This is a genomic window from Streptomyces sp. CA189, assembly GCF_056428985.1.
Genome location: NZ_JBWJVM010000032.1, coordinates 68155 through 91461 on the forward strand (window position 1 = coordinate 68155; position 23307 = coordinate 91461).

Annotated in this window: 23 protein-coding genes, 3 tRNA genes and 1 pseudogene; 5 read left to right on the top strand and 22 right to left on the bottom strand. The window is 72.7% G+C overall.

Annotated elements, in window-relative coordinates; all coding sequences use genetic code 11:
- Positions 1-13 precede the first annotated feature (13 nt).
- From AC061S_RS23405 to AC061S_RS23435, 7 genes are all read right to left on the bottom strand, one after another.
- Positions 14-430, bottom strand: a complete 417-nt coding sequence (locus tag AC061S_RS23405) for a hypothetical protein (RefSeq protein ID WP_478687882.1) — start codon at positions 428-430, stop codon at positions 14-16.
- 17 nt (positions 431-447) lie between these two features.
- Complete coding sequence (locus AC061S_RS23410; RefSeq protein ID WP_478687883.1) at positions 448-1503, bottom strand: UDP-N-acetylmuramate dehydrogenase; 1056 nt, start codon at positions 1501-1503, stop codon at positions 448-450.
- Between the two features lie 100 nt (positions 1504-1603).
- Positions 1604-2032 (bottom strand): MaoC family dehydratase, encoded by a 429-nt coding sequence (locus tag AC061S_RS23415; protein ID WP_478687884.1) that lies wholly within the window; start codon positions 2030-2032, stop codon positions 1604-1606.
- Position 2033: 1 nt separating this feature from the next.
- The gene (locus tag AC061S_RS23420) at positions 2034-2516 is read right to left on the bottom strand and encodes an FAS1-like dehydratase domain-containing protein (protein WP_478687885.1); all 483 of its coding nucleotides are present in this window, start codon (positions 2514-2516) and stop codon (positions 2034-2036) included.
- A gap of 109 nt (positions 2517-2625) precedes the next feature.
- Positions 2626-2790 (bottom strand): 50S ribosomal protein L33, encoded by a 165-nt coding sequence (gene rpmG / locus AC061S_RS23425; protein WP_003956487.1) that lies wholly within the window; start codon positions 2788-2790, stop codon positions 2626-2628.
- Between the two features lie 89 nt (positions 2791-2879).
- A tRNA-Met gene (locus tag AC061S_RS23430) sits at positions 2880-2952 on the bottom strand.
- Positions 2953-3000: 48 nt separating this feature from the next.
- A tRNA-Thr gene (locus tag AC061S_RS23435) sits at positions 3001-3073 on the bottom strand.
- A gap of 1358 nt (positions 3074-4431) precedes the next feature.
- Between AC061S_RS23435 and AC061S_RS23440 the strand changes: the two genes are divergently transcribed.
- Both AC061S_RS23440 and AC061S_RS23445 read left to right on the top strand, forming a co-directional pair.
- The gene (locus AC061S_RS23440; protein WP_478687886.1) at positions 4432-5754 is read left to right on the top strand and encodes an amidohydrolase family protein; all 1323 of its coding nucleotides are present in this window, start codon (positions 4432-4434) and stop codon (positions 5752-5754) included.
- A gap of 54 nt (positions 5755-5808) precedes the next feature.
- On the top strand, positions 5809-6465 hold the full coding sequence (locus tag AC061S_RS23445; protein ID WP_478687887.1) for an SDR family oxidoreductase: 657 nt from the start codon (positions 5809-5811) through the stop codon (positions 6463-6465).
- A gap of 101 nt (positions 6466-6566) precedes the next feature.
- Here AC061S_RS23445 and AC061S_RS23450 read toward each other — a convergent pair whose 3' ends face one another.
- The 3 genes from AC061S_RS23450 to AC061S_RS23460 form a co-directional block, all read right to left on the bottom strand.
- Positions 6567-6986, bottom strand: a complete 420-nt coding sequence (locus tag AC061S_RS23450; protein WP_478687888.1) for a DUF3574 domain-containing protein — start codon at positions 6984-6986, stop codon at positions 6567-6569.
- Positions 6987-7100: 114 nt separating this feature from the next.
- Positions 7101-7532 carry a hypothetical protein gene (locus AC061S_RS23455; RefSeq protein WP_478687889.1) on the bottom strand — a complete coding sequence of 144 codons (432 nt, stop codon included), beginning with the start codon at positions 7530-7532 and terminating at the stop codon, positions 7101-7103.
- A gap of 152 nt (positions 7533-7684) precedes the next feature.
- Positions 7685-7766: transfer RNA gene (locus tag AC061S_RS23460), tRNA-Tyr, on the bottom strand.
- A 198-nt stretch (positions 7767-7964) separates the two neighbouring features.
- On the opposite strand from AC061S_RS23460, the gene AC061S_RS23465 reads away from it, so the two are divergent.
- The 3 genes from AC061S_RS23465 (at position 7965) to AC061S_RS23475 (ending at position 11518) form a co-directional block, all read left to right on the top strand.
- Complete coding sequence (locus AC061S_RS23465; RefSeq protein ID WP_266905515.1) at positions 7965-8453, top strand: YajQ family cyclic di-GMP-binding protein; 489 nt, start codon at positions 7965-7967, stop codon at positions 8451-8453.
- Between the two features lie 374 nt (positions 8454-8827).
- Positions 8828-10255, top strand: a complete 1428-nt coding sequence (locus AC061S_RS23470; protein WP_478687890.1) for a SulP family inorganic anion transporter — start codon at positions 8828-8830, stop codon at positions 10253-10255.
- A 39-nt stretch (positions 10256-10294) separates the two neighbouring features.
- A complete protein-coding gene (locus AC061S_RS23475; protein ID WP_478687901.1) occupies positions 10295-11518 on the top strand; it encodes an APC family permease in 1224 nt (407 codons plus the stop codon).
- Here the strand turns inward: AC061S_RS23475 and AC061S_RS23480 are convergent.
- From AC061S_RS23480 to AC061S_RS23535, 12 genes and pseudogenes are all read right to left on the bottom strand, one after another.
- A complete protein-coding gene (locus AC061S_RS23480; protein ID WP_478687891.1) occupies positions 11502-12047 on the bottom strand; it encodes an SMI1/KNR4 family protein in 546 nt (181 codons plus the stop codon). The two genes, AC061S_RS23475 and AC061S_RS23480, sit on opposite strands and share 17 nt — an antisense overlap.
- Positions 12048-12121: 74 nt before the next feature.
- On the bottom strand, positions 12122-13150 hold the full coding sequence (locus AC061S_RS23485; protein WP_478687892.1) for a glycosyltransferase family 2 protein: 1029 nt from the start codon (positions 13148-13150) through the stop codon (positions 12122-12124).
- 102 nt (positions 13151-13252) lie between these two features.
- Complete coding sequence (locus AC061S_RS23490; RefSeq protein WP_478687893.1) at positions 13253-13645, bottom strand: YccF domain-containing protein; 393 nt, start codon at positions 13643-13645, stop codon at positions 13253-13255.
- Positions 13642-14505: a zinc metalloprotease HtpX gene (htpX, locus tag AC061S_RS23495; RefSeq protein ID WP_250740894.1), complete on the bottom strand. Its 864-nt coding sequence runs from the start codon at positions 14503-14505 to the stop codon at positions 13642-13644. The genes AC061S_RS23490 and htpX overlap by 4 nt, the downstream gene beginning before the upstream one ends.
- A 255-nt stretch (positions 14506-14760) precedes the next feature.
- Positions 14761-16344: an NADH-quinone oxidoreductase subunit N gene (locus tag AC061S_RS23500; protein WP_478687894.1), complete on the bottom strand. Its 1584-nt coding sequence runs from the start codon at positions 16342-16344 to the stop codon at positions 14761-14763.
- Entirely contained in the window at positions 16341-17909 is a 1569-nt protein-coding gene (locus tag AC061S_RS23505) for a complex I subunit 4 family protein (RefSeq protein ID WP_478687902.1), read from the bottom strand. Before AC061S_RS23505 ends, AC061S_RS23500 begins: the two co-directional genes overlap by 4 nt.
- A 38-nt stretch (positions 17910-17947) precedes the next feature.
- Positions 17948-20047, bottom strand: coding sequence for an NADH-quinone oxidoreductase subunit 5 family protein (locus AC061S_RS23510; RefSeq protein WP_478687895.1), 2100 nt, complete (start codon positions 20045-20047; stop codon positions 17948-17950).
- On the bottom strand, positions 20044-20424 hold the full coding sequence (nuoK, locus tag AC061S_RS23515; protein ID WP_478687896.1) for an NADH-quinone oxidoreductase subunit NuoK: 381 nt from the start codon (positions 20422-20424) through the stop codon (positions 20044-20046). Before nuoK ends, AC061S_RS23510 begins: the two co-directional genes overlap by 4 nt.
- Positions 20424-21005, bottom strand: coding sequence for an NADH-quinone oxidoreductase subunit J family protein (locus AC061S_RS23520; protein WP_478687897.1), 582 nt, complete (start codon positions 21003-21005; stop codon positions 20424-20426). The genes nuoK and AC061S_RS23520 overlap by 1 nt, the downstream gene beginning before the upstream one ends.
- A complete protein-coding gene (locus AC061S_RS23525; protein WP_478687898.1) occupies positions 21002-21583 on the bottom strand; it encodes a NuoI/complex I 23 kDa subunit family protein in 582 nt (193 codons plus the stop codon). Before AC061S_RS23525 ends, AC061S_RS23520 begins: the two co-directional genes overlap by 4 nt.
- Positions 21584-22552 (bottom strand): complex I subunit 1/NuoH family protein, encoded by a 969-nt coding sequence (locus tag AC061S_RS23530; RefSeq protein ID WP_478687899.1) that lies wholly within the window; start codon positions 22550-22552, stop codon positions 21584-21586.
- A pseudogene (locus tag AC061S_RS23535) lies at positions 22549-23307 on the bottom strand (hypothetical protein); the annotation flags it as partial. The gene AC061S_RS23530 and the pseudogene AC061S_RS23535, both read right to left, overlap by 4 nt.

A 23307-nucleotide genomic window follows, 5' to 3' on the forward strand; every position in this document is an offset into this window, starting at 1 on the left:
GGGACGGCGCGCGTCAGCGCGTGAGCCGCAGGTCGCCCTCGTGACAGTCGGCCCGTACCCGCGCGCCGTCCGGGAAGCCGATCTCCAGGTGGGTGCGCCCCTGCGCGGGCAGCGCGAACTCGGCGACCGACTCCACGGTCTCGCCGAGGTGGCGCAGGAAGGGGTGGTCTCCGAGGTCCTCGCCGACCTCGATGCGGCCCCACTCCCCCATGTCGTAGGGCTCGTGCGGCGCCTCGGATTCCACCATGAGACAGGCGTCGGACCCGGTGGTGATCCGGGTGGACTCCCCGTCGCTGTCGAGGAGCCAGACGTCGAGGGGCGCCTCGGAGCGTTCGCCGTCGCTGATGTGCCAGGACGCGACGACCCTTCTGATCGTGCGTCCCACCAGCCGGGTGGGGTCCGTACCGGCCCCGTGCAGGGGACAGAGCATGGGCGGGCCGGGACTCCTCAGATGCTGACGCCGACCGTCACCGGCTCGTTGACCAGGGTGACGCCGAAGGCCGCGTGCACGCCCGCGACGACCTCGCGGGCCAGGGCGAGGAGGTCTTCGGTGGTGGCCTCGCCCCGGTTGGTGAGGGCGAGGGTGTGCTTGGTGGAGATCCGGGCGGGGCCGTCGCCGTAGCCCTTGGTGAAGCCGGCCTTGTCGATCAGCCAGGCCGCGCTGGTCTTCGTACGGCCTTCGCCGGCCGGGTACGCGGGCGGGGCGGTCTCGGGGCCGAGCCGCTCCTGGGCGCGGGCGAGGAAGGCGGCGTACGCCTCGTCGCCGAGGATCGGGTTGTGGAAGAAGGAGCCGGCCGACCAGGTGTCGTGGTCGGCGGGGTCGAGGACCATGCCCTTGCCGGCGCGCAGCCGCAGGACGGTCTCGCGGGCCTGCGCCGCGGGCACCCGGTCGCCGGCCTCGACGCCGAGGGCGCGGGCCGTCTCCGGGTACTTGACCGGTGCGGACAGGCCGCCCGCGTCCTCCAGGGCGAAGCGGACGCGCAGGACGACGTACCGGTCTGGCCGGTGCTTGAAGAGGCTGTCGCGGTACGAGAACGCGCACTCGGCGGCCGAGAGCGTGACCGTCTCCCCGCGCGTGCGGTCGTAGGCGACGACCTCGGTGATCGTGTCGCAGACCTCCTGGCCGTACGCCCCGACGTTCTGGATCGGGGTGGCGCCGGCCGAGCCGGGGATCCCGGCGAGGCATTCGATGCCCGCGAGCCCGGCGTCGACGACGCGGGCGACGGCCTCGCTCCAGTTCTCGCCGGCCGCAAGCTCCAGCCGGGTCCCGTCGAGCGCGAACCCGGTGGTCGAGATCCGCAGGGCGGTGCCGTCGAAGCCCTGGTCTCCGATGACCAGGTTGCTGCCGCCGCCGATGACCAGGAGCGGGGTGCCGCTCTCGTCCGCGGCGCGCACGGTGGCGACGACCTCGGCGTCGGTGGTCGCGGTGACCAGCCGGGCGGCGGGGCCGCCGAGCCGGAAGGTGGTCAGCGGGGCGAGGGGGGCGTCGTGGAGTTCCTGCACGTGGACAAGAGTACGGTCCGCGTCCCCCCCGACCAGGCGGGGCCACGGACCGTACGCGTACGGCAGGGCCGTACGGGGCCTCAACGGCCCCCTGGGCCCACTACGCGAGGGCGACCACCGCGCGCGACATCCCCAGCACCTTCTGTCCGGCGCTCATGGCCGTCAGGTCGACCCGCACCCGGTTGTCGTCCAGCTTCGCCGCGACCTTGGCCGTGACCTCGATCAGCGCGCCCTGCCCGTCGTTCGGAACGACGACCGGCTTCGTGAACCGCACTCCGTACTCGACGACGGCACCCGGGTCGCCGACCCAGTCGGTCACCACGCGGATCGCCTCGGCCATGGTGAACATGCCGTGGGCGATCACGTCGGGCAGTCCGACCTCGGTGGCGAACTTCTCGTTCCAGTGGATCGGGTTGAAGTCGCCCGACGCACCCGCGTACTGCACCAGCGTCGCCCGCGTGACGGGGAAGGACGCCGCCGGCAGCTCGGTGCCGACCTCGACGTCGTCGTACTGGATCTGGGCAGCCATCTCAGGCCTCCTCGGGAGCGGCGGCGGGCTCGGCGGCGGGTTCGGGCGCCCGGGAGACGAGCTTCGTCAGGGCGGTCACCACATGCTCGCCGGACTCGTCGTGGACCTCACCGCGGATGTCGATGACGTCGTTGCCCGCGAGCGACTTGATGGCCTCGATGGTCGAGGTGACCGTCAGCCGGTCACCAGCCCGCACGGGACGGGTGTACGCGAACTTCTGGTCGCCGTGCACGACGCGGCTGTAGTCCAGCCCCAGCTGCGGGTCGTCGATGACCTGGCCGGCCGCCGCGAACGTGATGGCAAACACAAAAGTCGGCGGGGCGATCACGTCCTGGTGACCGAACGCCTTGGCTGCTTCCGGATCCGTGTACACCGGATTGGCGTCACCCACGGCGACCGCGAACTCGCGGATCTTCTCCCGGCCGACCTCGTACGGATCGGTGGGCGGGTAGCTCCGCCCCACGAAGGACTGGTCGAGCGCCATGACTCCCTACCTCCTTGTTGAAACGATCTGTCGAAACGACATAAGGCCGCCCCCCAGATGAAGGGGACGACCTCATGACTGTGCCTGTTGAACGAGACTTCGCTAAGTGCTAGCGGGTCTCGCGGTGCGCGGTGTGCGAGTTGCAACGCGGGCAGTGCTTCTTCATCTCAAGACGGTCCGGGTTGTTACGCCGGTTCTTCTTGGTGATGTAGTTCCGCTCCTTGCACTCCACGCAGGCCAGCGTGATCTTCGGGCGGACGTCGGTGGCAGCCACGTGAGTGCTCCTTGACGGACATTAGGGACGGATGAACGCATAAAAGAGTAGCCGATCGGGAGACCGACCCCGCAATCGGCTACTGTGTGTAGCGGCGACCGGACTTGAACCGGTGACACAGCGATTATGAGCCGCTTGCTCTACCGACTGAGCTACGCCGCTTTGATGAGATCCGCTCCCCACCCGAGGGTGGGGAACCTCTCTCACCAGAGCCCCAATGCGGAATCGAACCGCAGACCTTCTCCTTACCATGGAGACGCTCTACCGACTGAGCTATTGGGGCGAGCGAGGAAGACATTACACGGTCGTCCGCCGATCGCCCAAATCCTTTGCGGGGCCTGGCCTCGGAGCACCACCGCCGCCTTTCTTGATCCACGCGAAACGCGTCTCCGGACCCCCCTCGGGGCACCTTTCACCCCGAAAAGTGTCGGGCATCACATCCGCGATCACCCCAGTCCCACTCTGAGTCACCACAAAATCCCGCCGACCCCCTCAGCGAACCCCGCACCCCCGAGTCCACCTCCCAACCCCTCCCCAGCCGTCCCCCACTGCGCCCCGAAGCAGCACCGGTGCGGGGGCCGGTCGCGGGGTCCGCGGCCGGGGCTCAGGCCGCAGGCCCGGCCCGGGCCCCACGAACGACACGAGCCCGCGGCGCCGAGACGCCGAGGCGCCGAGGCGCCGGCGAGCAGGCCCGCGGACGGGCGCCGAGGGCGGCCCCAGGCACGAGACCGGTGGACGGCACGGGGCCGGGGCCGGGGGCAGGGCCGGGGCCGGGCCAGGAGCAGGGCCGGGCAGGGCAGGGCCGGGCCAGGGGCAGGGCCGGGCCGGGCCGGGAGCCAGCAGACGAGCACGGAGCGAGGCCCGCGGACAGGCGCGGGGGGGCGAGTAGGGGCACGGGGGCGGGCGCGGGCCCTCTGGAGGGCAGGTAGGCGGGGGCCCCGCCCACGGGCACGGGGCAGAGCCCGTGGACGAGCGTGGAGGCACGGCCGGGCAGGGATCCGCAGCCCGCGCGGGACGGCGCCCGGCTCGGGCCCTCAGCGCATACGGCGGCTCCGGGCTCCGGTCCACTCCATTGAACGCGCGCGGAGCAGGGCCGCAGCCAGGCCGGGGGCGGGGACAGGCGCCAGGTCCGCTTCAGACCCGCACGGAAGGCCGCGCAGTCCGCCGGGAGGCGGGCCCGGGCTCGGCTCCGGGCTTGCGCCCCGGGTCCGGCCCCCCGAGGGCTCGTGGTCACGATCCCCCCAGACACACCCGCGCGGAGCAGGGGCCCGGCCAGACCCGGGGCGGGACGAGTGCGGGTTCCGCTTCAGAGCGGCGCGGGAGCCGGCCCCGGAGCCCGCACGGGGAGCGGGCTGCGGGAGCGGGCTGCGGGAGCGGCCTCCGGGCTCGGGCTCCGGGCTCCGGGCTCGGGCTCAGGGCTCGGCTGCGGGGTTGGAGTCCGGGTTGGGCGCCGGGTTGGGCCCGACCCGGGGCCACAAGGCACCCTCCCGGTCGCGATCCACCCAGACGCACCGGTACGACTATTGCCCTCTTCCTCGAAGCGGGCACCCCTGGCCCCTAGGCTCTGAGCACGCTGCGTGATCTTGGGCCGCGGGCCGCGGCCACGGCCCCAGGAACCGCCCGAGCCCCCGCAGGAGCGCGATGTCCGACAGCCAGCCGCAGCAGCCGTCCCACTCCCCGCGCAACCGCCCCGGCAGCGGCCAGGGGCAGGGGCAGGGGCACGGCCCCGAGGGAACCCAGGGAGGCCCGGGGCCAGCGGCCCCCGAGTCCAGCACCCTGCTCCTCTCCGGCGCCCGCCTCACCGACGGCCGTACCGTCGACGTCCGGCTCGGCGGCGGCCGGATCCAGGCCGTCGGCACGGCCGGCAGCCTGCCCGCCGCATCGGGCGCCCGCGTCGACCTCACCGGCTACCTGCTGCTCCCGGCGCCGGCCGAGCCCCACTCCCACGGGGACACCGCCCTGACCGCGGACAGCGAGGGCCCGGTCTCCTACTCCCCCGACGAGGTGCAGCGCCGCGCCACCGAGGCGGCCCTGCTCCAGCTCGGGCACGGCGCCACCGCCGTCCGGTCCCACGTGCGCATCGGCGACGTACACGGTCTCGGTCCCCTGGAGGCCGTGCTCCAGGCCCGCCGCTCCCTGCGCGGGCTCACCGACCTCACCGCCGTCGCCGTTCCCCGCCTGCTCACCGGGGTGGCCGGGGCCGACGGGCTCGCCATGCTGCGGGACGCCGTCAAGATGGGCGCCTCGGTGATCGGCGGCTGCCCCGACCTCGACCCCGACCCCACCGGGTTCCTCGAAGCCGTACTGGAACTCGCCTCCGAGCACGGCTGCCCCGTCGACCTGCACACCGACGGCGACGACCCCGCCCGCCTGTCCCGGCTCGCGGCCATGGCCGGCGGGCTGCGGCCCGGGGTCTCCATCGGGCCCTGCGGCGGCCTGTCCCGGCTCCCGCTCGACGTGGCGACCCGGGCGGCCGACCAGCTGGCGGCCGCCGGCGTACGGGTGACCTGCCTCCCCCAGGGCGATTGCGCGGCCCTGGAACGGCGGGGCCTGCGCACCGCCCCCGTACGGCTGCTGCGTGCCGCAGGGGTCCGTGTGGCGGCCGGCAGCGGGGCCCTGCGCGACGCGGGCAATCCGGTCGGGCGGGGGGACCCCCTCGAAGCCGCGTACCTCTTGGCCTCCCAGGGCGGGCTGCGCGCCACCGAGGCCTACCACTCGGTCGCCGGCGCCGCCCGCGAGGCGATGGGCCTGCCCGAGGTCCGGGTGGAGGCCGGCTTCCCGGCGGAGCTGCTCGCCGTGCGCGGAGACCGGATCGCGAGCGTGCTGTCCCTCGCGTACAGCCGGATCGTGATCCACCGCGGGCGGGTGGTAGCCCGGACGAGTGCCGTACGGGAGTACTGCGACTCCGCCGTCGCGGTGGCCCTGGACCTGCCCCGGCAGGGCCGTATGGAGCCCGGTCCCTGAGGGTTCACCGCATGTTCCCGGGCGCGCGCGCCCGGCTCGTCGTACGGTCGTGGCATGCGCATCGTCATCGCGGGTGGACACGGTCAGATCGCGCTGCGGCTGGAGCGCCTGCTCGCCGCGCGCGGGTACGAGGTCGCGGGCATCATCCGCGATCCGGCACAGGGCGACGACCTCAGGGAGGCGGGCGCCGAACCGGTGCTGTGCGACCTGGAATCGGCGTCGGTCGAGCACGTGGCGGGCATCCTGCAGGGCGCGGACGCCGCGGTGTTCGCGGCGGGCGCGGGTCCCGGCAGCGGGGCCGGGCGCAAGGACACCGTGGACCGGGGCGCGGCGGTGCTGTTCGCGGACGCCGCCGAACGGGCCCGCGTACGCCGTTTCCTGATGGTCTCTTCCATGGGCGCGGACACCCGCCGTGAGGGCGACGAGGTCTTCGACGCCTACCTCCGCGCCAAGGGCGAGGCCGACGAGCACGTCCGCACCCGTCTGGGCCTGGAGTGGACGATCCTGCGCCCGGGCTCGCTGATCGACGACGCGGGTACCGGCCTGGTCCGCCTGGAGGCGCAGACGGGCCGCGGGCCGGTCTCCCGCGACGACGTGGCGGCGGTGCTCGCCGAGCTGATCGAGATGCCCGCGACGGCGGGCCTGACCCTGGAGCTGATCGCCGGCTCGACCCCCGTCCCGGTGGCGGTCAAGGACGTGGCGGGCAACTAGCCCGGCCGGTCGGAAGCCCGGCCTGTCGGAACTGGCGGTCGGGGCCCAGTCGGCCGGTACCCGTCGGCCGGTCACCAATCAGCCGGGCACCAGTCGGCCGGTCAGAAATCGGCGGTCAACCGGTCGTCGGACCGCCCGACCGAATCCTGCTGGAACCGCCTCTCGTACGCCTCCCGGATCCGCTCGATGCGCGCGCCACGCTCTCCCGCCTCCTTTTCCGGGTACAGCAGCACCACCTCGTACGAGGTCTCACGGATGACCTTCCCGTCCCGCTGCCACTGGCCGCGCCCGTCCTGGAGGGTCAGCCCCTCGGGGAAGGCCGGGGTGATCTCCCGGTCGAGGAACCCCATGAACTCCCGCTCCCCGACCGGCGGACGGCCGTCCGGCCGTTCCGTGCCGAAGTAGAGCCGGGTCTCCTGGTAGGGATGCCCCACATCACTGTTCAGCGCTGCTCCGACCAGAGCCGGGATCCCCGCTCCGAGCAGGGTGAGGAGCACCCCGCCGCCGACCTTTCCACGCATGTCAGAAGTCCATTTCACGCCGGATGAACGACCGGGGCCCCGCATCGGTACGCCCGATCCGTCCGATCCGTCCGATGGGCTCACCCCGCGCCCGCGGCCGCGCCGTCCGGCCCCTCACGCCGTCTCCAGCCTGCGGCGCCACCACGGATCCCGCGGAGGGGCGTACGGATCGTTGAGCGTCCGGGCGAGGAACCGCGCGTCGAGCGGGGCGAGCACGGCCCGCAACTCCCGCGCGGCGCGGCGGGGCAGGGACTGGCAGAAGACCTCCAGGGCCTCCCGGTGGTCGACGCCCCAGACGGGTTGGCAGCAGGGGTAGTCCTCGTACCAACTCGGATAGATGATCCACGAAGGTCCGCGTCCGTACACCGTCGCGCGCCAGGCGGACAGCGCGCGATAGGCCGCTCCCGGCTCGTACCGGTGGCGTTCGACGAGGGCGATCTCCGCAAGGGTCCGGGAGGAGACGCCCGGAACGACGGCTCGGTCGCCCTCTCGGGACGTCCGGCGTGGCAGGTCCGTCCGGACCTGCGAGGGCGCCTTACGCGCCATGGCCCTTTCGGCCGCTGATGCTGATCATGTGGACAGCATGCGTCCCGGACGGCTTCGCCGCCCAGCGGTTTTCCGCGGGGTGCGGGGGTGCCTGATGTACGAGAAAACCCCCGCCCATTGCGTTTCTGCAATGAGCGAGGGTTTCACTCGCGTGGCGGCGCCAGGGTTCGAACCTGGGTAGGCTGAGCCGGCAGATTTACAGTCTGCTCCCTTTGGCCACTCGGGCACACCGCCATGATCGCTGCCGTCTTTCCGCCTTGCGGCGGCGCTCCGTGGCAACGACGTAAACGATACCCGATGACCGGGGGTGCTTCGCCACCGGATTGATCAGCACCGCACGTGGGCGCGGTGGCTAGGCTTTGCGGAGCGGTCCGGGGATGTCCGGCCGTGCCCTTCGGGGCCGTCACTATCGACTTCAAGGAGCCACAGCACATGGCCGACTCCAGTTTCGACATCGTCTCGAAGGTCGAGCGGCAGGAGGTCGACAACGCCCTCAACCAGTCCGCCAAGGAGCTCTCGCAGCGCTACGACTTCAAGGGCACCGGCGCCACGATCGCCTGGTCCGGCGAGAAGATCCTGATGGAGGCGAACTCCGAGGAGCGCGTCAAGGCCGTCCTGGACGTCTTCGAGACCAAGCTGGTCAAGCGCGGGATCTCCCTCAAGGCGCTCGACGCCGGTGAGCCGCAGCTGTCCGGCAAGGAGTACAAGATCTTCGCCACGATCGAAGAGGGCATCTCCCAGGAGAACGCCAAGAAGGTCGCGAAGATCATCCGCGACGAGGGCCCCAAGGGCGTCAAGGCCCAGGTCCAGGGTGAGGAGCTGCGCGTCAGCTCCAAGAGCCGCGACGACCTCCAGGAAGTCCAGGCCCTCCTCAAGGGCAAGGACCTGGACTTCGCGATCCAGTACGTGAACTACCGCTGATCACCGGCTTCGGCCTCGGTTCAGCCCGCACGCCGGCCCGGCGGTCCTTCGAGGACCGCCGGGCCGCGGCCGTTGCGGCCGTTGCGCGTTGCGGCCGTTGCGGCCGTTGCGGCCGTTGCGGCGGTTGCGGCCGTTGCGGCCGTTGCGGCCGTTGCGGCGGTTGCGGCCGTTGCGGCCGTTGCGGCCGTTGCGGCCGTTGCGGCGGTTGCGGCGGTTGCGCCGCGGGCCGTGTCGTGGGACCGGCGCTCGGGTGGGTGTGTGCCGGGCGTGAACGGCGTACGCGCCCGTGGCCCCCTCCGTGTGCACTTGGGCGGCGGGGAGTGCGCCCACCAGGGTGAGGGGTGTCCGTCACCGCCTCGACAGGGGGTTCCCGCATGCCTGGGGCCGGCACGTTACGTGAAGACTTCGGGGCGTCCGTGGTGGTCGCCCTGGTCGCGCTACCGCTCTGCGTCGGGGTGGCCGTCGCCTCCGGGGTGCCGGCCGAGCTGGGGATCCTCACCGGGGTGGTGGGCGGGCTGGTCACCGGCTGGTTCCGGGGCAGTTCCCTCCAGGTGAGCGGCCCGGCCGCCGGGCTCACGGTGCTCGTCTACGAGGCCGTGCGGACGTACGGGCTGCCCGCACTCGGCGTACTCGTCCTGGCCGCCGGCCTGGTGCAGCTGGGCATGGGCGTGCTGCGGCTCGGGCGGTGGTTCCGGGCGATCTCCGTGGCCGTCGTGCACGGGATGCTGGCCGGCATCGGGCTCGTGCTGATCGCCGGTCAGCTGTACGCCCTGGCCGATGTGCAGGCACCGGCGCGGACCCTGGAGAAGCTGGCCGGGGCGCTGGAACTCGGCGGGCGCGCCGACTGGACCGCCGTGGCACTCGGGGCCGGAACCGTCGCGGTCCTGGTGGCCTGGCGGCGGATGCCCGACCGGCTGCGGCTCGTGCCGGGGGCGCTCGTCGGGGTCGCGGCCGCGACCGCCGCGGCCGTGCTGCTGCGGCTGCCCGTGGAGCGGGTCCGGGTCACGGGCGTCCTGGCGGCCGTGACGCCGCCCGGCTGGGACGACTTCGGAGTGCTGGCCTCCGTGGGGGCCGTCGGGACCGTGGTCGCGCTCGCGCTGATCGCCTCCGCCGAGACGCTGTTCAGCGCGGCCGCCGTGGACCGCATGCACGACGGGGACCGGACCGACTACGACCGCGAACTGGTCGCCCAGGGCGTCGGGAACACCCTCTGCGGACTGCTCGGAGCACTGCCGATGACCGCCGTCATCGTCCGCAGCGCCGCCAACGTCGAGGCCGGCGCCCGCACTCGGGCCTCCCGCATCCTCCACGGCGGCTGGCTCCTGCTGTTCGCGGTGGCCGTCCCCGGGCTGCTGGAGTCCGTCCCGCTCGCCGCGCTGGCCGGGGTGCTGCTGCACGCCGGCTGGAAGCTGCTGCCGGTGCGGGCGGTGGCCGCCCTGTGGCGGTCGCACCGGGGCGAGGCGGTCGTCCTGGTGGCGACGGCTTCGGCGATCGTGGCCACGAACCTCTTCGAGGGGGTGCTGGTCGGGCTGGGACTCGCCGTCGCCAAGGCGGCCTGGGAGACCTCCCACGTCCACATCGAGCCGGTGTGGGAGGGCGGGGAACTGCGCGTGCGGATCCTGGGCAACGCCAGCTTCCTGCGGCTGCCCAAACTGCTCGACGAGCTGGACGCGCTGCCCCGCGGCGGCCCCGTCCGCCTCGACCTGAGCGGGCTGCGCCACCTCGACCACGCCTGCCTGACCGCCCTGGACGGCTGGGAGCAGAAGCGCACGCCGGTCCCCGGCAGGGAAGGCGTCACCTAGCCCGGATACCCTCCGCCCGTGAACGCCGTGAGCAATGAGATGAAGCGAACCCTGGGCGTCTTCGACGCGGTCGTCGTCGGGCTCGGCGCGATGATCGGCGCCGGGATCTTCGCCGCGCTGGCCCCGGCGGCTCGCGCGGCCGGCGGGGCGCTCCTCGCGGCGCTCGCGCTCGCGGCCCTGGTGGCGTACTGCAACGCGCACTCCTCGGCGCGGCTGGCCGCCCGCTATCCCTCCTCGGGCGGCACCTACGTGTACGGGCGCGAACGGCTCGGGCCCTTCTGGGGCTATCTGGCCGGCTGGGGCTTCGTCGTCGGCAAGACGGCCTCCTGCGCGGCGATGGCCCTTACGGTCGGTGCCTACGCGTGGCCCGGGCAGCAGCACGCCGTGGCCGTGGCGGCGGTGGTGGCGCTGACCGCCGCGAGCTACGGCGGGGTGCAGAAGTCAGCCCGGATCGCCCGGGTGATCGTGGCGGTGGTGCTGGCCGTCCTGGCCGGGGTCGTCGTGGCCTGCCTGTCCTCCGGCGCGGCGGACGCCGGCCGTCTCGGCGGCTCGGACTGGGCGGCAGCCGGGCTGCTCCAGGGTGCCGGGCTGCTGTTCTTCGCTTTCGCGGGGTACGCCCGGATCACCACGCTGGGCGAGGAGGTGCGTGATCCGGAGCGCACGATCCCGCGGGCGGTTCCCCTCGCCCTGGGGATCGCACTGCTCGTCTACGCCGCGGTCTCGGTGGCGGCGCTGTCGGTGCTCGGGGCCGACGGTCTGGGCCGGTCGGCGGCTCCGCTGGCCGACGCCGTGCGCGCGGCCGGGTGGCCCGGGCTGACTCCCGTCGTCCGGGTGGGCGCGGCCCTGGCTGCGCTGGGCTCGCTGCTGGCGCTCGTACTCGGGGTGTCGCGGACCACCCTGGCGATGGCGCGGGACGGCCATCTCCCTCGCGCGCTGGCCGCCGTACATCCCCGGCATCAGGTGCCGCACCACGCCGAGCTCGCGGTGGGCGCGGTGGTGGCGGTGCTCGCGGCCACCACCGATCTGCGGGGCGCGATCGGCTTCTCCTCCTTCGGCGTGCTCGTCTATTACGCGATCGCGAACGCCTCCGCGTGGACTCTCGATTCAGGTGTCAAGGACCGGGCCGTGGCAGCGGTCGGGCTGTCCGGCTGCGTGGTGCTGGCCTGCGCGCTGCCCGCCGCGTCGGCGGTCACGGGGGCCTCCGTACTGGCCCTGGGCGCGCTGGCCTACGGCGTGCGCCGACGGCTCACACCCGGGCTCTGAAGCCAGCCCAGGGGATCAGCTCCAGGTCCCACTCCTCCCCCGCGCCCGATTCCTCGCTGAACCAGGCGCTGCCGTCAAGCCAGCCGCGCAGCCAGTCGGCGAGTGTGGGCGATTCGAGGAACCAGGCGAGGTCGGGATCGCCCGAGTTCGGTTCGAACAGCAGGACTTGGGCGGTTGCCGAGCGGCAGTCCACACAGGCGCGCAGGGCGCAGCCGAAGTCGGCTATGGGCAGGACGCCCTCGGGCCAGCGCCAGGCCGACGCGCGCATCGCGGCGTATTCGGCGACGGCGCGCTCCAGGGGCAGCAGGCCGTACTCGGGGCCGAAGCCGCCGTCCGCGACGCGGGTGTGGAGGGCCGCGAGGAGGGGCGGCAGGGCGAAGCCCAGGGCGGTCTCGGCCCGGTGCAGTTCCTCGGTGGCCAGGGGTGCCGGAAAGGGCGCGGTCGAGGTGCCGGTGGCCCCGTACCGCCCCTGGTGGGCGCTGCGCGCGCGGCCGGCAACTTGCTTCAGCAACTGCTCGGTGTCATCCATGCACACAGAGTGACACCCCCCACTGACAATCGCCCTGACCTGGGATTTCGACCTCCGGTGGGGTGGAGGTGTGGTCAGTCCGCTCGCCGTTCCGTGGTGCGCGCCGTGTTCCGCGCCGAGGCGTGCGAGTCGTAGCCGACGAAGAAGGTGGGGCGGCGCTGTACCGCCGTGTAGATGCGGCCGATGTACTCGCCCAGCAGGCCGACGCAGATCAGCTGCACGCCGCCGAGGAACAGCATCACGATGAACAGCGAGGTCCAGCCGGGAACGGTCTTGCCCTCCAGGTAGATCGCCAGGGTGGCGCCCACCATCAGCAGGCAGCCGAAGAAGCTGGCCACGCCCAGCCAGGTCGCCAGGCGCAGCGGAGCGGCGGAGAAGTTGATGACGCTGTCGACCCCGAGCCGGAGCATCTTGCTCAGCGGGTACTTGGTCTCGCCCGCGACCCGCTCCTCGCGCTGGTAGGTGACCTGGCCGCTGGGGAAGCCGAGCCACGGCACCAGCAGGCGGTACACCTGGTGCTGGTCGGGCATGGCCTTGACCGCGTCGACCGCCGCACGGCTCAGCAGCCGGAAGTCGCCCGCCTGCGCGGGCACCTGCTTGCCGACCAGGCGGCGCACCAGCCAGTAGTACGCGCCGGCCGTGTGCCGCTTGAACCCGGTGTCGGTGCTGCGGTCGGCCCGGACCCCGTAGACGATGTCGAGGCCGTCCGCGCGGGCCAGGTCGAGCATCTCCGGGATCTTCTCCGGCGGGTCTTGCAGGTCCGCGTCGATGCTGGCGACGTACGCGCCCGAGGCGCTGTGCAGGCCCGCGGTGAGGGCGGCCTGGTGGCCGGAGTTCCCGCGCAGCCGGACGATCCGCAGCTCGGGCCATTTGGCCTGGAACTCGGTGAGCAGCTCCGCGGTGCGGTCCTTGCTGCCGTCGTCGACGGCGACGACCTCGTAGCGGACGGCCATGGCGTCGAGTGCCGGGCGCAGCCTGCCGACCAGGGCCGGCAGCGCGTCCTCCTCGTTGTACATCGGCACGACCACCGAAAGGGTCGTGGGGAGCTCGGAGGGCTCGGAGAACTCGGAAGGCTCAGAGGGCTCAGAGGGCTCAGTCGACATCGGTTCTTCCCTGCCCGTCGTGCGTGCCGCTCGTCCGCGTCACTCGTCCGCAACCCGGAACTTTAATACGAGTGGATGAACCGGATCCGGGCTCGGCGCGGGTCAGCGCGAGGCGAACGGAGCGTCCGTGGGGACGATCTCGCGGCCCAGCGGGAGCAGGGAGAGCGGGACCATCTTGAAGTTGGCGATGCCGAACGGGATGCCGATGATCGTGATGCACAGGGCGATACCGGTGACGATGTGGCCGAGGGCCAGCCACCAGCCGGCCAGGACCAGCCACAGGACGTTGCCGACGCAGGACGCGGCGCCCGCGTCACGCCGCTCCACGGCGGTGTACCCGAAGGGCCACAGGGCGTACACCGCGATGCGGAACGAGGCTATGCCGAAGGGGATTCCGATGATGGTGATGCAGAGGATCACGCCCGCCAGGCAGTAGCCCAGGAAGAGCCAGACTCCGCTGAGGACGAGCCAAATGAGATTCAGAATGGTCTTCACTGACTGCGGCCTGCCATCTGTTCGAGCCGGGCGATGCGCTCGGCCATCGGAGGGTGCGTAGAAAACATTTTGGACAATCCTTCGCCGGGACGGAAGGGATTGGCGATCATCATGTGGCTCGCCGTCTCCAGTCGCGGCTCGGCCGGCAGCGGGAGCTGCTTGGTGCCGGCGTCCAGCTTGCGCAGGGCGCTGGCGAGGGCGAGCGGGTCCCCCGTGAGCTGGGCCCCGGAGGCGTCCGCCTCGTACTCGCGCGAGCGGCTGATGGCGAGCTGGATCACGGAGGCCGCCAGCGGGCCGAGGATCATGATCAGCAGCATGCCGAAGAGCCCCGGGCCCTCGTCGTCGTTGGAGCGGCCGATGGGGATCAGCCAGGCGAAGTTGACCAGGAACATGATCACGGAGGCGAGGGCGCCCGCGACCGACGAGATGAGGATGTCGCGGTTGTAGACGTGGCTGAGCTCGTGGCCGATGACCCCGCGCAGCTCGCGCTCGTCGAGTATGCGCAGGATGCCCTCGGTGCAGCAGACCGCGGCGTTGCGCGGGTTGCGGCCGGTGGCGAAGGCGTTGGGGGCCTCGGTCGGGGAGATGTAGAGCCGGGGCATGGGCTGGCGCGCGGACGTGGAGAGCTCGCGCACCATGCGGTAGAGCTCGGGCGCCTCGAACTCGCTGACGGGGCGGGCCCGCATCGCGCGTAGAGCCAGCTTGTCGCTGTTCCAGTACGCGTACGCGTTGGTGCCGAGGGCGACGAGGACGGCGACGATCAGGCCGCCCCGGCCGAAGAAGCTTCCGATGAGGATGATGAGGGCCGACAGACCGCCGAGGAGTACGGCGGTCTTCAACCCGTTGTGCCGGCGGTGCACGGTGCGCCCTCCAAGTGGTGCGGCAGGGGGACCCGTCCAGGATCTGCGGATCGGAGGGCCTACGGTCCAGTGGACCCTTCCTTCCTGGTCAACGCGAGGTGAGGGCGGCAGGTTCCCCGGGCACACCGGTCCCCGCCGCCCCGGTGGACCGGGGGGCGGGGCCGTGGCGGGCGTGGCGAGGGTTAGGCCGTACGGGTTACGGGCGCGGGCCCGGGCACGGCTCTGCCGGGGCCCCGGCGCGGCTCCGGCGCGGCTCTACAGCGGGAAGAGGCTGCCGGTGGCGAAGCGCAGCACGAGCTGCGGGGCACCCGAGAGGACCAGGGCGGTGGCGGCGGTGAGCACGATGGCCGCCGTGACCGGCCAAGGGGTCCCGGTACGGGGCTGCGCGCCCTCCCGCGCGCCCTCCCGCGCCGCGTCCCCGTCGGGGGCGCGGAAGAGCAGGGCGGTCCAGCGCAGGTAGTAGTACAGCGCGATGACGACGTTGACGGCCATGACCACGGCGAGCCAGCCCAGCCCCGCGTCGACCGCCGAGCGGAAGACGGTGACCTTCGCGAAGAGCCCGATGATGCCAGGCGGCAGACCGGCCAGGCAGAGCAGGAAGAAGGCCATCGCGAGGGCCGCGAGCGGGCTCTCGGCGTACAGGCCCCGGTAGTCGGAGAGCCGGTGCAGGGGCTTCGTACGGGCCACCAGGGCGGCCACGGCGAAGGCGCCGAGGTTCACGGCGGCGTACATGAGGGCGTAGGCGACGGTGGAGCCGATCTGGTCGCGGCCGGCGTAGGCGGCGGCCGCGATCGGGACCAGCAGGTAGCCGGCCTGGCCCACCGAGGACCAGGCGAGCAGCCGTACGGCCCCTCCCGGCCGGTCGGCGGACTGGCGCAGGGCCGCCGCGTTGCCGAGGGTCATGGTGAGCGCGGCGAGGACGGCCAGGGCCGGGCCCCAGACGTCCGAGTACGCGGGGAAGGCGATCACGGTGACGAGGATGAGGCCGGTGAAGCCGACGGCCTTGCCGATGACCGACAGGTATCCGGCGACGGGCAGCGGGGCGCCGACGTAGGTGTCCGGGACCCAGAAGTGGAAGGGGACGGCGGCCGTCTTGAAGGCGAAGCCGACCAGGGTGAGCGCCACGCCGGCCATGGCGAGGGTGTCGAGCTGTCCGGGGACGCTCCCGAGCCGGTCGGCGACCTGGGTGAGGTGCAGGGAGCCGGTGGCGGCGTAGACGAAGCTGATGCCCATCAGGGACACGGCGGTGGCGGTGACCGAGGACAGGAAGAACTTGAGGGCGGCCTCGGAGGAGAGCCGGTCGCCGCGCCGCATGCCGACGAGGGCGAAGGCGGGCAGCGAGGCGACTTCGAGGGCCACGATCAGGGTGGCGAGGTCGCGGGAGGCGGGCAGCAGGGCCGCGCCGGCGGCGGAGGAGAGCAGCAGGAACCAGTACTCGCCGGCCGGCATGCGGGCCTCGCGGACGGCGGTGACCGACAGCAGGGCGGTGACCAGGGCGCCGCCCAGGACGAGGAACTGGACGACCAGCGCGAAGTGGTCGGCGGCGTAGCTGCACGCGCCGGGGTCGGCCGTACCGGGTCCGGTGAGGCAGAAGGTGCTGCGGTCGCCGGCGCGCAGCGGCAGCAGGGTCGCGGTCGCGGCGGCCAGTCCGGCCACGGAGATCCAGCCGAGCAGCGGCTTGCGGTGCTCCGGCAGGAAGAGGTCGGCGACCAGCACGAGGAGGCCGACGACGGCGGTGATGACGACCGGGGCGATGGCGAGCCAGTCGACGGACTGGACCAGGCTGGGGGCGTCGGCCGCGGCGATGGCGGTGCCCGCGATGGGGCGAAGGACCGTCATGAGTTCCCTCCCGCGAGGAGCTTCTGGACGGCCGGGTCGGTGAGGCCGAGGAGGACCGCGGGCCACAGGCCGGCGAGGAGGGTGAGGGCGACGAGCGGGGTCCAGGCGGCGTACTCGTAGCGCTGGATGTCCGCGAGGACCACGGGGGCGGCGGCGCTTTCGCGCGCGGCCTTCGGGTCGCCCATGCACACCCGCCGTACGACGATCAGAAGATAGGCGGCGGTGAGCAGGGTGCCGAACGCGCCGATGGACATGTACGTGAGGAACGCGGGCCGCGACAGGCCCTCGGCGGGGTCGAACGCGCCGAAGAGGGCCAGCATCTCGCCCCAGAAGCCGGCCAGGCCGGGGAGGCCGAGCGAGGCGATGGCGGCGAAGGCGAGGAGGGCGCCGAAGCGGGGGGCGCGGCCGTAGAGGGCCGCTCCGGTGGCTCCGGCGAGGGTGTCGAGATCGGCCGTGTTGTAACGGTCTTTGAGCGCGCCGACAAGAAAGAAGAGAAGGCCGGTGATTAGACCGTGCGCGACGTTAGCGAAAAGCGCACCGTTGACGCCGGTGGGGGTCATGGACGCGATGCCGAGGAGGACGAAGCCCATGTGGCCGACGGAGGAGTACGCGATGAGTCGCTTGAGGTCGCCCTTGTTGCCCTTGCGGGCGAGGGCGAGGCAGGCCAGGGACCCGTAGACGATGCCGACGGCGGCGAAGGCGCCCAGGTACGGGGCGAAGGTGACCATGCCGTCGGGGGTGGCCGGCAGCAGGATCCGGACGAACCCGTAGGTGCCCATCTTCAGCAGGACGCCCGCGAGGAGGACGGAGCCGACGGTGGGGGCGGCGGTGTGGGCGTCGGGCAGCCAGCTGTGCAGCGGCCACATCGGGGTCTTCACGGCGAGGCCGATCCCGATGGCGAGAACGGCCAGGACCTGGGTGGTGTGGGACAGCTCGCGGCCGTTGTCGGAGGCGAGTGCCACCATGTCGAAGGTGCCGCTGTTCAGCCCGATCAGCAGCAGGCCGAGCAGCATGACCACGGAGCCGAGGAGGGTGTAGAGGATGAACTTCCAGGCGGCTGCCTGCCGCTGAGCACCGCCCCAGCGGGCGATGAGGAAGTACATCGGGATGAGGACCATCTCGAAGGCGAGGAAGAACAGCAGCAGGTCGAGGACGGCGAAGGTGGCGAGGGTGCCGGACTCCAGGACCAGGAGCAGGGCGACGAAGGCCTTCGCGGAGGGGCCCGCGGGGAGCTTGAAGTAGCTGTAGAGCGCGCAGAGGAAGAACAGCAGCGCGGTCATCAGGAGGAGGGGGAGCGAGATGCCGTCGATGCCGAGGTGGATCCGGACGTTCAGGGCCTGGATCCAACTGATGTCCGTCGTCGCCTGGAAGCGGGACGGGGCGTCGTGGTCGAAGCCCGCGGCGAGGACGATCGCCGCGGCGAGGATGGCACCGGTCACGGTCACGCCGTGGCGCAGCACGGCCTGTTCGGGGCTCTTGCCCTTCAGTCCGGGCGGGGCCGGCAGGAGGGCGGCGAGCGCGCCGAGGAGGGGTGCGGCCACGATGAACGCCAGAAGGAACTGCATCACGGACGGGCTGATATCAATCACGGCTGACTCACGGCTCACGATCCGGCGTTGACGTTGGCGAGGACGGCTGTGGCGATCGCCAGGACCACGGCGCCGGCGAGCAGGGCGCTCAGGTAGCTCTGCACGTTGCCGGTCTGGGCGCGGCGTACGAGGCTGCCGAGCAGCCGGGGGCCGAGGCCCGCGCCACGGACGTACGAGTCCACCACCTCGCGGTCGAGGAAGTGTACGAGGGCTGCGGCGGATCGGACGGGGCGGACGAACAGGCGGTCGTAGACGGCGTCGAGGTGGAAGCCGACGGCGGCGTGCCGGTACAGCGGGCCGAGCAGCGCGCGGCCGGGGTCGGCTGCGGGGGCCGCCGAGACGACGGGGTGGTCGTGGGTGACCTGGCCGACTTCGGGACTCTCCGCGGCGGACTCGGCGGCGACGACGGCCGCGGGTACGGCGGCCGACGCGGTGGAGGGCGCCGCGGCGGTGGAGGGCGCCGCGGCGGTGGCGGGTGCTCCGGCGGTGGCGGTGCCGGCTCGGGCCGGGGCTGCCGGGGCGAGGGCCGCCTGGGCCAGGGCGGCCTGGGCCTGGGCGCGCTGCCACAGGGCGTAGGTGAGGACCGCACCGACGACGGCGGCGCCCGTGCCGAGGACCGAGGTCGTCAGCGACGGGGTGAGCTCGCGGCCGTCGAAGAAGTCGGAGAGGGGCCCGGCCAGCAGCCCGAAGCCGACGGACGGGACGGCCAGCAGCCACAGCACGCCGGTCATGGCGATGGGCTCCTTGCCGTGGTCGGGGGCGGCCGCACCCCGGCCGCGGAAGGCCATGAGCCACAGCCGGGTGGCGTAGGCGGCGGTGAGCAGGGCGGTCAGCACGCCGGCGACGAGGATCACCCAGCCGGCCGTGCTCGGGGCGAGCTCCGAGTGGCCGCCGGCGGTGTGCTCGGCGGCGACGAGGACGGCTTCCTTGGAGAAGAAGCCGGCGAAGGGCGGGAAGGCGGCGAGCGCGAGCAGCGCGATCGTCATCGTCCAGAAGGCGTCGGGGATGCGCTTGGCCAGGCCGTCCATGCGGGACATGGCGGCGAGGGAGTTCGTCCCCGCGGCGTGGATGATCACGCCGGCGCCGAGGAAGAGGAGCGCCTTGAAGGCGCCGTGGGACAGGAGGTGGAAGACGGCGGCCGCGCGGTCGCCGACGGCCAGGGCCCCGGTCATGTAGCCGAGCTGGCCGATCGTGGAGTAGGCGAGCACCCGCTTGATGTCGTCCTGGGCCAGGGCGGCGAGGGCGGAGCCGACCATCGTGACGGCCGCCATGACGGCCAGGACCACCAGTGCGGCCCGGGAGGCCGCGAAGACGGGGAGGAGGCGGGCGACGAAGTAGACACCGGCGGCGACCATCGTCGCGGCGTGGATCAGTGCGGAGACCGGGGTGGGGCCCGCCATGGCGTCCGGAAGCCAGGTGTGCAGCGGGAACTGCGCGGACTTGCCCGCGACTCCGGCCAGCAGGAGCAGCGCGATGAGCGTCGGGTGGTCGAGCCCGCCCGCGGCGACGGTGCCCAGGATCTTGGTGATCCGGAAGGACCCGGCGTCGGTGGCGAGCGCGAACAGGCCGATGAGGAAGGGGACGTCGCCGAGCTTGGTGACGAGGAAGGCCTTCAGGGAGGCGGAGCGGGCCGCCTCGGTCTCCCAGTAGTGGCCGACCAGGAAGTACGAGCAGATGCCCATGATCTCCCAGCCGACCAGCAGCACCATCAGGTCGCCGGAGTAGACGACGAGCAGCATGGCGGAGGTGAACAGTGAGACCAGGGCGGCGTAGGACGGGTAGCGCGGGTCCTCGCGCAGGTACGCCGTCGAGTAGATCTGCACGCAGGTGGCGACGAGGCCGACGAGGACGGCCACCATGACGGCGAAGCCGTCCAGGTGGAGCGAGAGCTCGATGGGCACCGAGCCGGTCGGGGTCAGCTCGGTCGCCGTGTCGATCGCCTTGCCGCCGGCCTGGCGGAAGGCGACCAGGACCGCGAGGACGGCGGCGGCCAGTGTCGGCAGGACGGCGAGCGGCTTGACGAAGCCGGGGGCGGTGCGGCCGAGCAGCAGTCCCGCCAGCGCGCCCAGGAAGGGCAGGAGGGGGACCAGTACGGCGAGGGTCGGGGTGCTCACGCGGCGGCTCCGGTCGCAGGGTTCGCGCTGTCCGCGCTGTCCGGGCTGTCGGGGCTGTCGTCCTGCTCGTGGCCCTCGGCGGTGTCGCGCAGTCGGTCGACGTCCGCGGTGCCCCGGTTGCGGTACACCATCAGCACGATCGCGAGGCCGATGCCGATCTCGGCGGCGGCGATGGCGATGGTGAAGAGGGTGAGGGCCTGCCCGGCGTGCAGGCTGTCGCGCAGCCAGACGTCGAAGGCCACCAGGTTGAGGTTGACGGCGTTGAGCATCAGCTCGACGGACATCAGGACCAGGATGGCGTTGCGGCGGGCGAGCACTCCGTACAGGCCCGTGCAGAAGAGGAGCGCCGCCAGCACGGCGGGGTAGGCGAGGTGCATCAGCGCTGCCCCTTCTTGTCGGTGCCGGGCGTCTCGGTCTCGGGGGTGTCCTTGCGGGACAGCACGATGGCGCCGATCAGCGCCGCGAGGAGGAGGACGGAGAGCGCCTCGAACGGCAGCACCCAGTGCCGGAAGAGGATCTCTCCGGAGACCTTGGTCGAGCCCTGTGCGGGACCGTCGAGGTCGATCCAGGTGGTGCGGAAGGCGTCGACGACCACCCAGACGAGCGCGGCGGCCGCGACGACGGCGACGCCGAGCGCGACCGGGCGGTTGCCCGAGTCGGCGTCCGGTGAACGGCCGATGGGGGCCTTGGTGAGCATCAGCCCGAAGAGGAGGAGGACGACCACGGAACCGAGGTAGATCAGGACCTGGACCCAGGCGATGAACTCGGCGGTCAGCAGCAAGTACTCGACGGCGATCCCGCCGAGCGCGACGACCAGCCACAGGGCGGCGTGCACGAGCTGCTTGGTGGTGACCGTGACGGCGGCCGCGCCGAGGGTGGCGAGGCCGACGAGGACGAAGGCGATCTCGACGCCGGTCGGGGAGAGGAAGCCGTTGCCTTGGGCGGCTGCGGTGATCACGCGTCTCCTTCCGGGGCCGGGGTGTCGGGGGTCGCGGCGGCGGCCGCGGCTGCAGCCGCAGTCTCCGCCTTCTCCACGGCCTTGCGGGCGGCCGCGATCTCCTTGGGCTCCTCGGCGGCCGGGTCCAGGGCGGGCGGGGCCGGCACGGTCCACATCCACTCGCGCAGCTTGTCGCGCTCGTGGGTCAGTTCGTGGATGTCGGTCTCGGCGTACTCGAACTCCGGCGACCAGAACAGCGCGTCGAAGGGGCACACCTCGATGCAGATGCCGCAGTACATGCAGAGGGAGAAGTCGATGGCGAAGCGGTCGAGGACGTTGCGGCTGCGCTCACGGCCACCGGGGGCGGCGGCCGGGAGCGTCTCCTTGTGGGAGTCGATGTAGATGCACCAGTCGGGGCACTCGCGCGCGCACAGCATGCAGACCGTGCAGTTCTCCTCGAACAGGCCGATGACCCCGCGCGAGCGCGGCGGGAGTTCGGGCTGCACCTCGGGGTACTGGGCGGTGTGCGAGCGCTTCGTCATCGTGCGCAGCGTGACGGCCAGGCCCTTGGCGAGGCCGGAGCCGGGGATGGGGGGCATTTACTGGATCGCCACCTTCACGATGCCGGTGAGCGCGATCTGGGCGAGCGCGAGCGGGATGAGTACGGTCCAGGCGAGCTTCTGGAGCTGGTCCTCGCGGAGCCGGGGGTAGCTCACGCGGAGCCAGATCACCACGAAGGAGAGCGCGGCGATCTTGAGCAGGGTCCAGACCCAGCCGAAGTCGTCGCCGCCGAAGGGGCCGTGCCAGCCGCCGAGGAAGAGGACGGTGGTGAGGGCGCAGAGGACGACGATGCCGGCGTACTCGGCGAGCAGGAACAGCGCGAAGCGCAGGCCGGTGTACTCGGTGTACGCGCCGAAGATGATCTCGGAGTCGGCGACGGGCATGTCGAAGGGGGGCCGCTGGAGTTCGGCGAGGCCGGCGGTGAAGAAGACGAGCCCGCCGACGATCTGCCAGGGCAGCCACCACCACTCGAAGGCGCCGACGATGCCGGGGAGCGACACGGTTCCGGCGGCCATGGCGACCGAGGCCGCGGTGAGCAGCATGGGCAGCTCGTAGGCGAGGAGCTGGGCGGCGGTGCGGAGGCCTCCGAGCATGGAGAACTTGTTGGCGGAGGCCCAGCCGGCCATGAGGGAGCCGAGGACTCCGATGCCCATGACGGCGAGCACGTAGAAGATGCCGGCGTCGATGACCTGGCCGACCGCGCCCTTGCCCGGGCCGATCGGGATGGCGATGAGGACGAGGAGGTACGGGAGGAGCGCGACGGCGGGGGCGAGCTGGAAGATGCGGCGGTCGGCGTTGGCCGGGACGATGTCTTCCTTCTGCGCGAACTTGACTCCGTCGGCGACGAGCTGGGCCCAGCCGTGGAAGCCGCCGGCGTACATGGGGCCGAGGCGGCCCTGCATGTGGGCCATCACCTTGTGCTCGGTCTGCCCGACGACGAGCGGGAGCACGAGGAAGACGGCGAAGACGACGATCAGCCGCAGGGCGACGTCGAGGACGTCGTTCACGCGGCGCCTCCGGTGGGGTCGTTGGGTGTGCGGGGGTCCGTCTCTTGGACGGACTCGGACTCGGACTCGGACTCGGGCTCCGGCTCGGACTCGGCGGAGCCCGCCGGGCCGTCTGCCGGTGCGGCCGGGGGCGCCGGGGTGGCCGGTTCGGACGGAGCCGCCGGAGTGGCCGGAGCCGCCGGAGTGGCCGGGGCCGCCGGTTCTGCCGGAGCCGCCGGTTCAGCCGGAGGGGTGTCGAAGGCGGGCTTCGGGTTGTGCCAGGGGGCGTCCGCGCTGCCGCGCGCCGGGCGTGCGGGGGCCTGCGGTTCCGCCGTGGGCGCGGCCTCGGCTTCGGCCGGAGCTGCTGCCTGGCTCGCGGAACCGTCCGCGACCGAGCGGGTACGGCGCACCGGGCGTCCCTGGGCCGCCTCGGCCGGGGCCGGCCTCGCTTCGGTCGGCGTCGTCGCAGCTTCGGCCGACGTTGCTGCCGCCGGGGTCGGCGTGGCTGCCGCTTCAGCCGGGGTGGCGTCCGTAGGGGCGGGGGTGGCTTCCGCCGGGGCCGGGGTCGAGCCCGCGGCCGGGGCCTCCGCCTGGCTCGCGGAGCCGTCCGCGACCGAGCGGGAGCGGCGTACCGGACGGGCCGGGGCTGCCTCGGGCGAGGTCGCCAGGGGTTCCGCCGGGTCCTGGGTTGCCCCCGTCGCCGGGGCCTCCGCCTGGCTCGCGGAGCCGTCCGCTACCGAGCGGGTACGGCGTACCGGACGGGCCGGGGCTGCCTC

Bases quoted from the DNA above. Each gene is read 5' to 3' on its own strand.
- AC061S_RS23405 (WP_478687882.1), bottom strand. From the start codon at position 430: ATGCTCTGTCCCCTGCACGGGGCCGGTACGGACCCCACCCGGCTGGTG.
- AC061S_RS23415 (WP_478687884.1), bottom strand. From the start codon at position 2,032: ATGGCTGCCCAGATCCAGTACGACGACGTCGAGGTCGGCACCGAGCTG.
- AC061S_RS23420 (WP_478687885.1), bottom strand. From the start codon at position 2,516: ATGGCGCTCGACCAGTCCTTCGTGGGGCGGAGCTACCCGCCCACCGAT.
- AC061S_RS23440 (WP_478687886.1), top strand. From the start codon at position 4,432: ATGTCCGACAGCCAGCCGCAGCAGCCGTCCCACTCCCCGCGCAACCGC.
- AC061S_RS23445 (WP_478687887.1), top strand. From the start codon at position 5,809: ATGCGCATCGTCATCGCGGGTGGACACGGTCAGATCGCGCTGCGGCTG.
- AC061S_RS23450 (WP_478687888.1), bottom strand. From the start codon at position 6,986: ATGCGTGGAAAGGTCGGCGGCGGGGTGCTCCTCACCCTGCTCGGAGCG.
- AC061S_RS23455 (WP_478687889.1), bottom strand. From the start codon at position 7,532: ATGGCGCGTAAGGCGCCCTCGCAGGTCCGGACGGACCTGCCACGCCGG.
- AC061S_RS23465 (WP_266905515.1), top strand. From the start codon at position 7,965: ATGGCCGACTCCAGTTTCGACATCGTCTCGAAGGTCGAGCGGCAGGAG.
- AC061S_RS23470 (WP_478687890.1), top strand. From the start codon at position 8,828: ATGCCTGGGGCCGGCACGTTACGTGAAGACTTCGGGGCGTCCGTGGTG.
- AC061S_RS23475 (WP_478687901.1), top strand. From the start codon at position 10,295: ATGAAGCGAACCCTGGGCGTCTTCGACGCGGTCGTCGTCGGGCTCGGC.
- AC061S_RS23480 (WP_478687891.1), bottom strand. From the start codon at position 12,047: ATGGATGACACCGAGCAGTTGCTGAAGCAAGTTGCCGGCCGCGCGCGC.
- AC061S_RS23485 (WP_478687892.1), bottom strand. From the start codon at position 13,150: ATGTCGACTGAGCCCTCTGAGCCCTCTGAGCCTTCCGAGTTCTCCGAG.
- AC061S_RS23500 (WP_478687894.1), bottom strand. From the start codon at position 16,344: ATGACGGTCCTTCGCCCCATCGCGGGCACCGCCATCGCCGCGGCCGAC.
- AC061S_RS23505 (WP_478687902.1), bottom strand. From the start codon at position 17,909: ATGCAGTTCCTTCTGGCGTTCATCGTGGCCGCACCCCTCCTCGGCGCG.
- nuoK (WP_478687896.1), bottom strand. From the start codon at position 20,424: ATGCACCTCGCCTACCCCGCCGTGCTGGCGGCGCTCCTCTTCTGCACG.
- AC061S_RS23525 (WP_478687898.1), bottom strand. From the start codon at position 21,583: ATGCCCCCCATCCCCGGCTCCGGCCTCGCCAAGGGCCTGGCCGTCACG.